Source organism: Kocuria sp. LUK (assembly GCF_021012935.1).
Lineage (GTDB): Bacteria > Actinomycetota > Actinomycetes > Actinomycetales > Micrococcaceae > Kocuria > Kocuria flava.
In genome coordinates this window covers 194,714-208,128 of record NZ_JAJMZI010000001.1, presented here as the reverse complement: position 1 = coordinate 208,128, position 13,415 = coordinate 194,714, and the positions used below count along the sequence as shown (strand labels likewise).

Annotated in this window: 13 protein-coding genes; 6 read left to right on the top strand and 7 right to left on the bottom strand. The window is 70.6% G+C overall.

Annotated features, from left to right (window positions below):
• Nucleotides 1-92 precede the first annotated feature (92 nt).
• Entirely contained in the window at nucleotides 93-509 is a 417-nt protein-coding gene (locus tag LQU92_RS00935) for a DUF3054 domain-containing protein (RefSeq protein ID WP_230659877.1), read from the top strand.
• Nucleotides 510-571: 62 nt separating this feature from the next.
• Nucleotides 572-850 (top strand): Lrp/AsnC family transcriptional regulator, encoded by a 279-nt coding sequence (locus LQU92_RS00930; protein WP_058858870.1) that lies wholly within the window; start codon nucleotides 572-574, stop codon nucleotides 848-850.
• 92 nt (nucleotides 851-942) lie between these two features.
• Here LQU92_RS00930 and trpD read toward each other — a convergent pair whose 3' ends face one another.
• Nucleotides 943-2,001, bottom strand: coding sequence for an anthranilate phosphoribosyltransferase (trpD, locus tag LQU92_RS00925; RefSeq protein WP_230659874.1), 1,059 nt, complete (start codon nucleotides 1,999-2,001; stop codon nucleotides 943-945).
• Between the two features lie 232 nt (nucleotides 2,002-2,233).
• Between trpD and LQU92_RS00920 the strand changes: the two genes are divergently transcribed.
• The 4 genes from LQU92_RS00920 to LQU92_RS00905 all read left to right on the top strand — a co-directional run bounded on the left by LQU92_RS00920 (nucleotide 2,234) and on the right by LQU92_RS00905 (nucleotide 6,555).
• Nucleotides 2,234-2,872, top strand: a complete 639-nt coding sequence (locus LQU92_RS00920; RefSeq protein ID WP_230659871.1) for a heme-copper oxidase subunit III — start codon at nucleotides 2,234-2,236, stop codon at nucleotides 2,870-2,872.
• Between the two features lie 63 nt (nucleotides 2,873-2,935).
• The gene (locus LQU92_RS00915; RefSeq protein WP_058858872.1) at nucleotides 2,936-3,727 is read left to right on the top strand and encodes a c-type cytochrome; all 792 of its coding nucleotides are present in this window, start codon (nucleotides 2,936-2,938) and stop codon (nucleotides 3,725-3,727) included.
• Between the two features lie 75 nt (nucleotides 3,728-3,802).
• Complete coding sequence (locus tag LQU92_RS00910) at nucleotides 3,803-4,900, top strand: ubiquinol-cytochrome c reductase iron-sulfur subunit (protein ID WP_230659868.1); 1,098 nt, start codon at nucleotides 3,803-3,805, stop codon at nucleotides 4,898-4,900.
• A complete protein-coding gene (locus tag LQU92_RS00905; RefSeq protein ID WP_101852274.1) occupies nucleotides 4,900-6,555 on the top strand; it encodes a ubiquinol-cytochrome c reductase cytochrome b subunit in 1,656 nt (551 codons plus the stop codon). The genes LQU92_RS00910 and LQU92_RS00905 overlap by 1 nt, the downstream gene beginning before the upstream one ends.
• A gap of 742 nt (nucleotides 6,556-7,297) precedes the next feature.
• On the opposite strand, the gene LQU92_RS00900 is transcribed toward LQU92_RS00905, so the two are convergent.
• The 6 genes from LQU92_RS00900 to LQU92_RS00875 form a co-directional block, all read right to left on the bottom strand.
• Nucleotides 7,298-8,866 carry an MDR family MFS transporter gene (locus tag LQU92_RS00900; RefSeq protein ID WP_230660643.1) on the bottom strand — a complete coding sequence of 523 codons (1,569 nt, stop codon included), beginning with the start codon at nucleotides 8,864-8,866 and terminating at the stop codon, nucleotides 7,298-7,300.
• A gap of 71 nt (nucleotides 8,867-8,937) precedes the next feature.
• Entirely contained in the window at nucleotides 8,938-9,582 is a 645-nt protein-coding gene (locus LQU92_RS00895) for a TetR/AcrR family transcriptional regulator (protein WP_230659865.1), read from the bottom strand.
• Between the two features lie 156 nt (nucleotides 9,583-9,738).
• The gene (locus LQU92_RS00890; protein ID WP_058858877.1) at nucleotides 9,739-10,143 is read right to left on the bottom strand and encodes a cytochrome c oxidase subunit 4; all 405 of its coding nucleotides are present in this window, start codon (nucleotides 10,141-10,143) and stop codon (nucleotides 9,739-9,741) included.
• Nucleotides 10,144-10,147: 4 nt separating this feature from the next.
• Complete coding sequence (gene ctaD / locus LQU92_RS00885; RefSeq protein WP_058858878.1) at nucleotides 10,148-11,860, bottom strand: cytochrome c oxidase subunit I; 1,713 nt, start codon at nucleotides 11,858-11,860, stop codon at nucleotides 10,148-10,150.
• A gap of 9 nt (nucleotides 11,861-11,869) precedes the next feature.
• The gene (gene coxB / locus LQU92_RS00880) at nucleotides 11,870-12,634 is read right to left on the bottom strand and encodes a cytochrome c oxidase subunit II (protein ID WP_083529405.1); all 765 of its coding nucleotides are present in this window, start codon (nucleotides 12,632-12,634) and stop codon (nucleotides 11,870-11,872) included.
• Between the two features lie 408 nt (nucleotides 12,635-13,042).
• Nucleotides 13,043-13,414: an iron-sulfur cluster assembly accessory protein gene (locus LQU92_RS00875; protein ID WP_058858880.1), complete on the bottom strand. Its 372-nt coding sequence runs from the start codon at nucleotides 13,412-13,414 to the stop codon at nucleotides 13,043-13,045.
• Nucleotide 13,415: the final 1 nt, after the last annotated feature.

Below are 13,415 nucleotides of genomic sequence, written 5' to 3'. Positions count from 1 at the left end.
GATGCTTGAGACTTTTTCTTCAACCCTCGACCGAGAGTTGACGGTTGGCGCTGATCCGTCGTCGTCGCGTGCCGCGCGGCTAGACTGCCAGCATGCACACGCCCCTCGACGACTTCCCGCGTGCGGCGCCGGCCGCATCCCGGCCTCGCACCCCGGCCTGGCCCGTGGCGGCCGTCCTCGACGTCGCCGTCGTGCTGCTCTTCGCGGCCCTCGGCCGCCGCGCCCACGCCCTCGACCCGCTGGGCGTGCTCGAGACCGCCTGGCCGTTCCTCGCCGGCCTCGCCCTGGGCTGGGTCGCGTGGCGGCTCCCCCGGGCCCCCTTCGCGCCGTGGCCGCAGGGCGTGGCCCTGTGGGCGACGACCGTCGCGGCCGGGATGGTCCTGCGAGCGCTGACCGGTCAGGGCACCGCGCCCAGCTTCGTCCTCGTCACCCTCGGCGTGCTCGGGACGCTCCTGCTGGGCACCCGTCTCGCGGTCCGGCTGCTCACCCGCGTCCGCCGGGGCGGCTGACCGCCCCCCCTCCCTCCTCCGCCGGTGCCCCGGCGGCCCGCCCCGACCCGAAAGAGGTGCCCATGCTCACCGCCATCGTCCTCGTCAAGACCACCGCAGACCGGATCCCGGAGGTCGCCGAGGAGATCTCGGACATCCCCGGCATCAGCGAGGTCTACTCCGTGACCGGCGAGTGGGACCTCATCGCGATCGTGCGCGTGCACGAGCACGAGGACCTCGCGGACGTCATCGCCGACCGGCTCTCGAAGGTCGAGGGCGTGGTGGGGACCAACACGAACATCGCCTTCCGCACCTACAGCCGTCACGACCTCGACGCCGCGTTCTCGCTCGGCATCGAGTGAGTACCCGACCGCCCCGCAGGGGCGGACGGCACGGGACCCCGGACCACTGTGGTCCGGGGTCCCGTGCCGTCCGCGCCGGGCAGCGCGCGGGGTCAGGAGCGGCTGTGGGCGATCCAGCGGTCCAGCACGGCCCGGGCGGCCCCGGAGTCGACGGACTCCTCGGCCCGGCGCACGGCCGCCGCCATCCGCTCCTGCAGGGAGCCCTCCGCGGCGGGATCCAGCGCCACGAGCCCGGCCGCGGCGTTGAGCAGCACGGCGTCGCGCACGTGGCCGTGCTCCCCCGCGAGCACGCGCTCGACGACGCGGGCGTTGTAGGCGGCGTCCTGGCCGCGCAGGTCCTCGAGGGTGGCCCGCGGCATGCCGAGGTCGAGCGGGTCGAGCCGGTGCTCGGCGACCGTGCCGTCGCGCACCTCCCAGACCTCCGAGGGTCCCGTGACCGTCAGCTCGTCCAGGCCGTCGCCGCCGCGGAAGACCAGGGCCCGGTCGCCGCGGGCGGCGAAGACGCCGGCGATCAGCGGGGCCAGGGCGCGGTCGGCCACCCCGATCGCGGAGGCCTCGACGCGTGCGGGGTTCGTGAGGGGCCCGAGGAAGTTGAAGGCCGTGGCCACGCGCAGCTGCTTGCGGGCCGCGGCCGCGAAGCGCATGGACGGGTGGAAGGTCTGCGCGAACAGGAAGGTGATGCCCACGTCCTGCGCCGCGGACTCGACCTTCGCGACGGGCAGGTCGAGACGGACCCCCAGCGCCTCCAGCACATCGGCGGAGCCGGACTTCGACGAGGACGCGCGGTTGCCGTGCTTGACCACCTTCGCACCCGCGCCCGCGCACACGAGCGCCGACATCGTGGAGATGTTCACGCTCGAGTGCCGGTCGCCGCCGGTGCCGACGATGTCCAGCGCCGGACCGGGGATGTCCACCGGGCGGGCGTGCTCGACCATGGCGTCGGCCAGGCCCGTCAGCTCCTCGACCGTCTCCCCCTTGGCCCGCAGCGCCACCAGGAACCCGGCGATCACCGCGTCGGGAACCTCCCCCGACATGATCGTGTCCATGGCCCAGTGGGCCTGCTCGCGCGTGAGGTCCGTGCCCGAGATCAGCGCGGTGATCAGATCGGGCCACTCGAAGTGCGGTGCCGTGGGAGGAGTCGTCGTGTTCACGCCCCGATCGTATCCTCCGGCCGCCGGCTCCCCCGCCGGGCCCGTGCCCGCCGGCGCCCGTCCGGATGTCGCCGTTCTCACACCCCGGGCCCCGTCCCGCACGGGCTCCGGCGCCCGCCCGCGGACCTGCGCGGACCCCTCGGCGGCGCCCTCCGTCCGGGCCGGTGACACGCGAACCGCCCGATCCCGGCCGTGGTTGGTCCACCGGGAGTTTTGTCGACATAATGTCTCTGTGACGACTGCAACCCATACCCCAGCCAAGCCGGTAGGCGGGTCGATCAACCGACCCAACCTCACCTCCGTGGGCACCATCGTGTGGCTCGCCTCGGAGCTGATGTTCTTCGCCGGCCTCTTCGCCATGTACTTCACCCTCCGCTCCACCTCCCCGGAGCTGTGGGCGACCGAGTCCGCCAAGCTCAACGTGCCGCTGGCGCTCGCCAACACGATCGTGCTGGTCCTCAGCTCGGTGACCTGCCAGTTCGGCGTCTTCGCCGCGGAGCGGCTCCAGCCGCGCCGCAGCGGCGGGCTGTTCCAGATCACCAGGTGGGGCATGATCGAGTGGTTCGCGCTGACCTTCATCATGGGCGCGATCTTCGTGGCGGTGCAGGCCTTCGAGTACGCCGAGCTGGTCTCCCACGGCATCAGCATCCCGGCCCACGCCTACGGCTCCGCGTTCTACATCACGACGGGTTTCCACGCCCTGCACGTGACCGCGGGCCTCATCGCGTTCCTGTTCATCATGGGGCGCGCCTTCATCGCCAAGCGCTTCGGCCACTTCGAGGCCACCTCGGCGATCGTGGTCTCCTACTACTGGCACTTCGTGGACGTCGTCTGGATCGTCCTCTTCCTGGTGGTCTACTTCCTGCGCTAGACCCCACGTCCCGGGGACGCACCGAAACAACCAACGCAGCACCGAGTAAAAGGAACGTTTGACGTGAAGGCACTCTCGCAACAGCGGCGCCACCCCCTCGCAGTCCTCGCACTGATGGTCCTGGCCCTGCTCCTCAGCGGTGGGCTGTACGCAGTCGCCACCACCACCAATGAGGCCAAGGCCCAGACCCAGACCTACACCGCGCAGGACATCGAGGAGGGCGAGAAGCTCTTCATCGCGAACTGCTCCACCTGCCACGGGCTCGAGGGCACCGGCACTCCCTCCGGTCCCTCGCTCGTGGGCGTGGGCGCCGCCGCCGTCGACTTCCAGGTGGGCACCGGCCGCATGCCCATGCAGGCCAACGGCCCGCAGGCCGAGAAGAAGCCCGTGCAGTTCTCCGAGGAGGAGATCCAGCAGATGGCGGGCTACGTCGCGACCCTCGGCCCCGGCCCCGCCCTCCCGGAGGAGCAGTACCTCGACGTCGCCGAGGGCAACGCCGCCAACGGCGCCAAGGTGTTCCTCGCCAACTGCGCCATGTGCCACAACGCCGCCGGCGCCGGCGGCGCCCTGACCCGCGGCAAGTACGCCCCGTCCCTGATGGACGTCTCCGAGAAGCACATCTACGAGGCCATGCAGACGGGGCCGCAGAACATGCCCGTGTTCAACGACGCCAACATCACTCCCGAGGAGAAGCGGGACGTCATCACGTACCTGAAGACCCTCGAGCAGAGCCCGCAGGTCGGCGGCTTCGGCCTCGGCTCGCTGGGCCCCGTGTCCGAGGGCCTGTTCGTCTGGACCGTCGGCCTCGTCGTCATCATCGGTTTCACCGTCTGGCTCACCTCGCGTTCGGCCTGACGCCGGGCACCGACCTCGTTGTCGGACCCCGAAGCTACGATCACCTGCACCAAGAGAAGAAGAATGAGGGACCACATGGGAAGCCACAGTGACGGCACTCCCCACCAGTCGGGAACCGTTGCCACCACGGGCACCACGGAGATGGAGCGTTTTCCCGATCCCGGGCTGCCCCCGCACCGCCCCCGTCTGACCGACATCGACGAGAGGGCGGCCAAGCGTGCCGAGCGGCAGGTCGTCCTGCTGTTCCTGATCTCCGTCCTGGGCTCCGTCCTGTTCTTCGTCGGCTACTTCGGCATCCAGATCGACGGCGCCCCCAAGTACGACGTCACGGACCCCTCCGGCTCCCGCGCCCTCCAGGTGCAGAACCTGCTGCTGGGCCTGGGCATCGCCCTGGGCATGTTCGGCATCGGCATCGGCGTCGTCCACTGGGCCCGCACCCTCATGCCGGACCACGAGCTCGTCGAGAGCCGGCACGCGGTGCGCACCGAGGAGCAGCGCGCCGACGCGCAGGAGATCCTCACCACCATCTACGACGAGTCCGGGATCAAGCGCCGCCCGCTGCTGCGCAACACCCTGATCGGCGCCGCCGTGGTCGCCCCGCTGCCCTTCATCGGACTGCTCAAGGACCTCGGCCCCACCGACCTCGACGTCCTCAAGCACACGCTGTGGGACGAGGGCGTCCGGCTCGTGCGCGACCCCTCCGGCACCCCCATCAAGGCCTCGGACGTCACCCTCGGCTCCACCTTCCACGTCGTGCCCGAGAACCTCGCCCAGATCGGCCACAACGAGGGCTACCTGGACGAGAAGGCGAAGGCCGTGGTCCTGCTCATGCGCCTCGACCCGGACTCGGTCAACGTCTCCCCCGAGCGCCAGGACTGGAACGTCGACGGCATCTTCGCCTACTCGAAGGTGTGCACCCACGTCGGCTGCCCGGTGGCGCTCTACGAGCAGCAGACCCACCACCTGCTGTGCCCCTGCCACCAGTCCACGTTCGACCTCACCAACGAGTGCGAGGTCATCTTCGGGCCGGCGGCACGTCCCCTCCCGCAGCTGCCGATCACCGTGGACGCCGAGGGCTACCTCGTCGCCCGCAGCGACTTCACGGAGCCCGTCGGCCCCACCTACTCGCAGCGCGGTACCCATGTCGAAGAAATGCAGGGTGAGGCAAACTGATGTCCACGACCACCGATTACGAGTACAAGCCGCGCACCGGCACCGGTCGGATCGCGAACTTCGTCGACACGCGTGTGGGCATGTCGCCGATCGTCAAGGAGTTCGGGCGCAAGATCTTCCCGGACCACTGGTCCTTCATGTTCGGCGAGGTGGCCCTGTACACCTTCGTCATCCTGCTGCTCTCCGGCACGTTCCTCGCCCTGTGGTTCGACCCCTCGATGGCGGCCCTGGAGTACGAGGGCTCGTACGTGCCCATGCAGGGCGTCGAGATGTCGGCGGCCTACGCCTCCGCGCTCGACATCTCCTTCGACATCCGCGGCGGGCTCTTCCTGCGCCAGCTGCACCACTGGTCCGCCCTGGTCTTCGCCATGGCCGTGTCCGTGCACATGCTCCGCGTGTTCTTCACCGGCGCGTTCCGCCGCCCGCGCGAGCTGAACTGGGTCGTGGGCGTGGGCCTCTTCCTGCTCGCCATCGTCGCCGGCTTCTCCGGCTACTCCCTCCCCGACGACGTGCTCTCCGGCAACGGCCTGCGCATCGCCGACGCGATCCTGAAGGCCATCCCGCTCGTGGGCGCCTACCTGTCGATGTTCCTGTTCGGCGGCGAGTTCCCCGGCCACGACATCATCGGGCGCCTGTACATCATCCACGTGCTGCTCATCCCGGCCGTGATCCTGATGCTGATCGTGATCCACCTGTTCATGGTCGTCGTGCACAAGCACACCCAGTTCCCCGGCCCCGGCCGCACCGAGGACAACGTCGTCGGCTTCCCGGTCGGGCCCGTCTACGCCGCCAAGGCCGGCGGGTTCTTCTTCGTGGTCTTCGGGATCATGGCCCTGATGGCCGGCACGACCACCATCAACGCCATCTGGAACTACGGTCCCTACGATCCCTCCCCCGTGCAGGCCGGTTCGCAGCCCGACTGGTACATGGGCTTCACCGACGGCGCCGTCCGCCTGATGCCCGGCACCTGGCCGTGGAACTGGGAGTGGCAGCTGCTGGGGATGTCCATCCCCATGAACGTGCTCCTGCCGATGGTCCCGCTGGGCCTGCTGTTCGCCGCCCTCGCCCTGTGGCCGTGGATCGAGCGGTGGGTGACGAAGGACAACAAGGAGCACCACATCCTCGACCGCCCGCGCAACGCCCCGTTCCGCACCGCGGTCGGTGTGGCCGGCGTGCTGTTCTACGTGGTCCACCTCGTCGCCGCCTCCGGTGACCTCATCGCGACCCACTTCCGGGTCTCGCTCAACGACGTCATCTACTGGCTGCGCGCGGCGTACTTCCTCGCCCCGATCCTCGGGTTCGTCATCACCCGGCGCATCTGCCTGGCCCTGCAGCGCAAGGACCGCGAGATCGTGCTGCACGGCCGCGAGACGGGCCGGGTCCAGCAGCTGCCGCACGGCGAGTTCATCGAGGTGCACGAGCCGCTGGACGAGTACAAGCGCTACCGCCTGGTGGACTACCAGGACCGGCAGGTCATCCCGGCCCAGCCCAACGGCAAGGGCAAGATCACCGGCGCCGAGAAGCTCCGCGGCCGCATGAGCCGCTGGTTCTTCGAGGACCGGGTGGCGCCGGTGACCCCCGCCGAGCTCGAGGCGGCCCACCACCACCACGAGGCCGTCACGGCCGGCTCCCCGGACAAGGAGCTCGTCCGCTGACGGTCCCCGCCCGGACCGACGAGGCCCCGCACGGAAGGTTCCGTGCGGGGCCTCGTCGTGTGCGCCCCGCAGGCCCGTGCCGCAGCAGCCCGCCACGGGGCGCACGGGGCGACCTCCGGCGCCGAGAGCGGCGGAGGTCGCCGGACGCGTCGGTCCCGTGGTCCGGGGCGCACCGACGGACCAGCAGAGCCCACGGAACGGACGGCCTGCCAGTCCCCCCGCCGCGACCACGGTGGTTCTCGACCGGTGCGGCGCCCGCTGTGGCGCCCGGCCCGATCACCGGGAGCCCGGCACGGGTCCTCGCGGCCGGGCTCGGTCCCGTCGTCTCCCCGTCGCACCGTGCGTGCTCACCGCCGGTGCCGACGACGGTCGGGCGGCACGGACCGCGGCGAGAGCGCACGCCGCGGTCGCCGACCGGTGCCCGCCCGTTGTCGGCCGTCCGGACCGCACCGCCGGCACCCCGGGCATCGCCGGTGCCGCCGGTGCGGTCCGGCGCAGCAGCCGGGACTGTCGCGCCGGTGACCGCGGCACGCCTGCGCTGCTCCCCCGCGTCCGGGGCCGACGGACCGGGCGGCTCACCGGCGGCAAGCGTCCGGCGGGCGCACCGGCGGCGCTCCCGGGACACCGCGGTGGTGCTGCCCCGACGGGGGCGGAGCGGTCCGCGCGGCACGGCCGGGATGCGCAGGCCGCAGGGCCCCGCCCGCACGACGTGCGCGGGCGGGGCCCTGCGGAAGGGACTCGATCAGCGGTCGGCGGTGCTGCGGACCGGATCCCCCGGCGGGACGGGGGCGTCGCGGCCCGCCCCCTCATCGACGGCGGGCGGGGGCACGAGGACCTCTCCCTCGCCGACCGCCTCGCCCTCGACGACCCGCTCGAGCGACGTGGCGAGATCCTTCTCCCGCACGAAGCACAGCAGCAGCGCGGCCACCAGGGCCAGCGGCACGATCCACAGGAAGATCGGGGTCAGGGCGTCGTTGTAGGAGCTGACGATCGGGGCCCGCACGGCCTCCGGCAGGCCGGCGACCACGGCCGGGGTCAGCGAGTTCGTGCTCGCCGCCGTCCCGCCCTGCGCGGGCAGCCGCTGCGCCAGGAGGTCCGTGAGCCGGCCCGCGAAGACGCTGCCCACGACCGCGGAGCCGAGAGTGGCCCCGATCTGGCGGAAGTAGTTGTTGGCCGCGGTGGCGGTGCCGACCTGGCGCAGGGGGAAGGTGTTCTGCACGATGAGCACGAGGATCTGCATGGACAGCCCCAGGCCCAGCCCCAGCACCGCGATGAACACGCACAGGTGCCACAGCGCGTCCCCGGCCGTGAGGGTGGACAGCAGCGCCAGCCCGGCGGCGACCACGAGGCTGCCCGCGATCGGCATCCACTTGTAGCGCCCGGTGCGGCTGACGAGCTGGCCCGACAGCGTCGAGGCGACCAGCAGCGCGCCCATCATGGGGATCATCAGCAGCCCCGACGCGGTGGCGTCCACGCCGTGGACCATCTGCAGGTACGTGGGCATGTACCCGATGGCCCCGAACATCGCGACGCCGATGAGCAGGCCGGCCACGGTCGTGAGGTTGAAGTTCGCCTCGCCGAACAGGTGCATCGGGATGATGGGCTCGGCCGTGCGCCGCTCCACGGCCACGAACGCGGTGCCCGCCGCCACCGTGCCGGCGACCAGTGCGAGGATCACGGGATCGGTCCACTCGTACCGGCTGCCGCCCCAGGTGGCGAAGAGCACGAGGCACGTGGTGGCCACGGCGAGCAGGGCCATGCCGGCGACGTCGAGGCGTGGCCGCCCCCCGTGCCGGGGCAGGTGCAGGAACAGGACGGCGCCCGCGAGGGCCAGCAGCCCGAGCGGGATGTTGATCCAGAACGCCCAGCGCCACCCGGGTCCCTCGGTGAAGAAGCCGCCGAGCAGCGGGCCGGCCACCGAGGCCAGGGCGAACACGCCGCCCATCACGCCCATGTACTTCCCGCGCTCCCGGGCCGGGACGACGTCGGCGATGGTCGCCTGGGCGAGGATCATCAGGCCGCCGCCGCCCAGCCCCTGGAAGACGCGGGCGACGATTAGCACGTCGATCGTGCCCGCGAGGGCGCCCACGACGGAGCCGGCCATGAACAGCAGGATCGCCGTGACGAGCAGCGGCTTGCGGCCCATCAGGTCACCGAGCTTGCCGTAGACGGGCATCGTGATGGTCGAGGCCAGGATGTAGGCGGTGATCACCCACACCATCTCGTCCACGCCGTCGAGCTCCCCCACGATGGTGGGCAGCGCGGTGCTGAGCACCGTCTGGTTCAGGGCCGCCAGCAGCATCGAGAGCATCAGGCCGACGAACAGCAGCCCGAGGTGCTGCGTCCGCTCCGCGGGCTCCGCCCGGTGGGCCGGGGTGCGGCTCACGGGAGGACCCTCCGGACGTGCCGGAACAGGGCGAGGGACGCCTCGAGGGCCTCGGCGGTCAGGCCGGCCTCGGCGGCGTGGGCGGGCGAGGACAGCGCGAAGCGCAGGGGGACGCCGGCGAGCAGCACGACCATCCGCGCCAGCTCGTCCGTCCCTGCCGCATCCGCGCCGGCCTCCTCGGCGGATCCGGCCGCCCAGTGCGGGTCGGCGGCGAGCCTGTCCGCCAGCGCGCGGCGCACGAGCTCCTCGGCCTCCTCCGCGTGCTCCCGGCGGCGCTGGCCCAGCTGCGGGTACTGCTGGACCAGCCGGCGGCGGCGGGCGCGGTTCCCGCCCGCGTAGGCGGTGCGGGCGACGGCCAGCAGCAGCCGGGTCACCTGCTCCAGGAGCTCGTGCCCGGGGTCGAGGTCGTCCAGCAGGGCCGGGTCCAGCACGGGTGCGCGCATCCCGAGGACCGCGTCGTCCTTGGACGGGAAGTAGTTGAAGAACGTGCGCGGGGAGATCCCGGCGCGCTCGGCGACGGCCTCGACCGTGGTGCGCTCCAGGCCCCGGTCGAGGGCCAGGGACGCCGCCGCCTCGTGGATGGCCGTCCAGGTCTCGGCCTTCTTGCGCTCGCGCAGGGAGGCCGGTGGGATCGATGTCATGTCCCTCAGTTTTGCACTACTGCACTTTGTGCACAACTGCACGGAACCTGCAGGTGAGGACGGAGCGGGCTGGTGCGGGCCGGCACGGGCCGGACACGCCGGAGGCCCCGGACACCATGTGGTGTCCGGGGCCTCCGGTGCGGGTGGGTGCGTGGGTCAGTGCGCGTGGTCCCCGCGGGAGTACTCGAAGATCAGCCCGACGAGGGCCACCGCCACGAGGGGCAGCGCCAGCATCATGATCCACCAGCCCATGGCCAGGGCGATCACGCCGAGGGCGGCGCCGGCACCGAGGGCGATGGGCCACCAGCTCCACGGGGAGAAGTGGCCGTACTCACCGGCGGACTCGACGATCTCGCCGTCGAGCTTGTCCTCGGGCAGGATGCCGCCGGTGCTGCGCTCGGTGAGCCACAGGTAGACCGCGAGCATGAAGGACATCGCGGAGGTGGCCAGCAGGGCCGGGAAGCCGACGAGCTCCTGGAACTGCGTGAGGAAGCCGTAGACGACCGCCACGATCAGGGTGAAGACGCCGAGCAGGACGAACAGTTTGATGGACAGCTTCATGTGCTCAGCCCTTCCGCGTGGCCATGGCGGCGTCGTCGACCGGGGACTGCTGCGGGGACTCCGCGGCCAGCTCCGGGTGGTGCAGGTCCAGCGCCGGGCGCTCGGAGCGGATCCGGGGCAGCGAGGTGAAGTTGTGCCGCGGGGGCGGGCAGGACGTCGCCCACTCGAGCGAGCCGCCGAAGCCCCACGGGTCGTCGACCTCGACCTTCTTGCCGTTGCGGTGGGTGGTCCACACGTTGTAGAAGAACGGGATCATGGACACGCCGAGCAGCATGGACCCGACCGTGGAGATCTGGTTCATCCAGGTGAACCCGTCCTCGGGCAGGTAGTCCGCGTAGCGGCGGGGCATGCCGTCCACGCCCAGCCAGTGCTGGATGAGGAAGGTCATGTGGAAGCCGAGGAACAGCAGCCAGAAGTGGATCTTGCCGATCCGCTCGTTGAGCATGTAGCCGGTCCACTTCGGCCACCAGAAGTAGAACCCGGCGAACATGCCGAACACCACGGTGCCGAAGACCACGTAGTGGAAGTGGGCGACCACGAAGTAGGAGTCCGAGACGTGGAAGTCCAGCGGCGGGGTCGCCAGGATCACGCCGGTGAGACCGCCGAACAGGAAGGTGAACAGGAAGCCGAGCACCCACAGCATGGGGGTCTCGAAGGTGATCGAGCCCTGCCACATGGTGCCGATCCAGTTGAAGAACTTCACGCCGGTGGGCACCGCGATCATCATCGTCATGAACGCGAAGAAGGACAGCATCACCGCGCCGGTGACGTACATGTGGTGCGCCCACACGGTCACCGACAGGGCGGCGATGGCGATGGTCGCGAAGACCAGGCCCTTGTAGCCGAACAGCGGCTTGCGGGAGAACACCGGGATGATCTCGGAGACGATGCCGAAGAACGGCAGCGCCAGCACGTAGACCTCGGGGTGGCCGAAGAACCAGAACAGGTGCTGCCACAGCACCGCTCCCCCGTTGGCCGGGTCGAAGATGTGCCCGCCGAGGGTGCGGTCCATGCCCAGGGCGAACAGGGCCGCCGCCAGGGGCGGGAAGACCATGACGATCAGCAGCGAGGTGATCAGGGCGTTCCAGGTGAACAGGCCCATGCGCCACACGGTCATGCCGGGGGCGCGCATCGCGATGATCGTCGTGATGAAGTTGACCGCGCCCATGATCGTGCCGAAGCCCTGCAGGGCCAGGCCGAACACCCACAGGTTGCCGCCGGCGCCCGGGGAGAAGGACGAGTTGGACAGCGGGGTGTAGGCGAACCAGCCGAAGGACGCCGCGCCCTGCGGGGTGATGAACCCGGCGAGGGCCACCAGGGAGCCGAAGAGGAAGAACCAGAAGGCCAGGGCGTTCAGCCGCGGGAAGGCGACGTCGGGGGCGCCGATCTGCAGCGGGACGATGACGTTGGCGAAGCCGGCGAACAGCGGGGTGCCGAACATCAGCAGCATCAGCGTGCCGTGCATGGTGAACAGCTGGTTGTACTGCTCCTTCGTCTCCAGGACCTGCATGCCCGGCTCGAAGAGCTCGGCACGGATCAGCAGCGCCATGACACCGGCGATGCAGAAGAACGTGAAGGAGGAGATCAGGTACATGTACCCGATGGTCTTGTGGTCCGTGGACGTGATCCAGTTGACGATCAGACGTCCCTTGGAGCGAGGCACGACGCGCGGAGCGACCGCGGCGGCCTCGTCCCGTGAATACTCGAGTGTCGACACCGGAACTCCTTAGTTGAACGCAGTTTCTGAGTGCTGGTCTTCCGCGCCCGGGTAGGAGTCGCGGCTGTACTCCTCGCCCAGCGCACCGGTCTGGCCGGCGTCGCGCAGGGACTGGATGTGCGCGTCGTACTCCGCCTGGTCGACCACGGCGACGTTGAACAGCATCTCGGAGTGGTACTCGCCGCAGAACTCGGCGCACTTGCCGTAGAACTCTCCCTCACGGCCCGTGGTGATGCTGATGTAGTTGGTCCGGCCGGGGAACATGTCGGCCTTCTCGAGGAACGCGGGGACCCAGAACGAGTGGATGACGTCGCGGGAGGTCACCTGCAGCTCGACCTCGCTGTTCGAGGGCAGGTAGAGGGTCGGCACCCGGTCCGGGACGCCCTCCTCGCCGTCGAGGTGGCCCTGGATGCCGGTGTCCCAGACGTCGTCGCTGAGGTAGTTGAAGTCCCACGCCCACTGCTTGCCGTAGACCTGGACGACGGTGTCCGGGTCGTCGTGGCGCTCGGTGATCTCCGACTGGGTGCGCTCCGTGAAGAAGAACAGGGAGACGATCATGGCGATCGGCACGATGGTGTAGAAGACCTCGAGGGGCGCGTGGTAGGCGACCTGACGGGGGTAGCCGGCCTCGTTCTTCCGGCGCCGGTAGGCGATCATGCACCACAGCATCAGCGCCCAGGTCAGCAGGCCCACGGCCAGTGCCGCGATCCAGGACCCGACCCACAGGTCGAGGATCAGATCAGCGTTGTCGGTCGTGCCCCGCTCGGTGGGCATCCACCCGAGCTTCGCCTCCTCCGCGCATCCGGTCAGCGCGGTCGCTGCCAGGACTGCTACCGCCGACGCCTTCGCCGTGCGGCGAAAGCGGCTGTCGGTTCGTGTGTGCGAACTCACAGACGGCCCTTCCTCTTCTATCTCGTGCTCGTCGCCTGCGCGCCGTGGACCCCGGACCCCGAGGACGTCGGACACGGTCAGCCGGATTGTTTCCCTCCGAGCTTACCCCCAGTCGACGACATCTGCTGACACTGTGTCAGTGTCGGCGGGGCCGCCCGCGGGCGGCCGCGGACGGGCTCCCGCGGGCACGGCGGAGGCCCGCCGTCCGATCGGACGGCGGGCCTCGTGGGAGCGCTCCGCAGGGGTGCCGGACCCCGGCGGCTCAGGGCTCGGCCGGCGGCGGCGCGGGGCTCAGTGGAAGGAGTCGCCGCAGGCGCAGGAGCCGCCCGCGTTGGGGTTGTCGATCGAGAAGCCCTGCTTGGAGATGGAGTCCTCGAAGTCGATGGTGGAGCCCTCGAGGTAGGGCACGCTCATCTTGTCCACGATGACCTCGACGCCCCCGAAGTCGCGCACGGCGTCCCCGTCGAGGATGCGCTCGTCGAAGTAGAGCTGGTAGATCAGCCCGGAGCAGCCGCCGGGCTGCACGGCCACGCGCAGGCGCAGGTCGGTGCGGCCCTCCTGCTCGAGCAGGGCGCGGACCTTCTCGGAGGCCACCTCGGTCAGCTGGACGCCGTGGGCCGGGAGGCCGTCCACTGCGGCGCCGTTGTCGGTCGTGACGCTCATG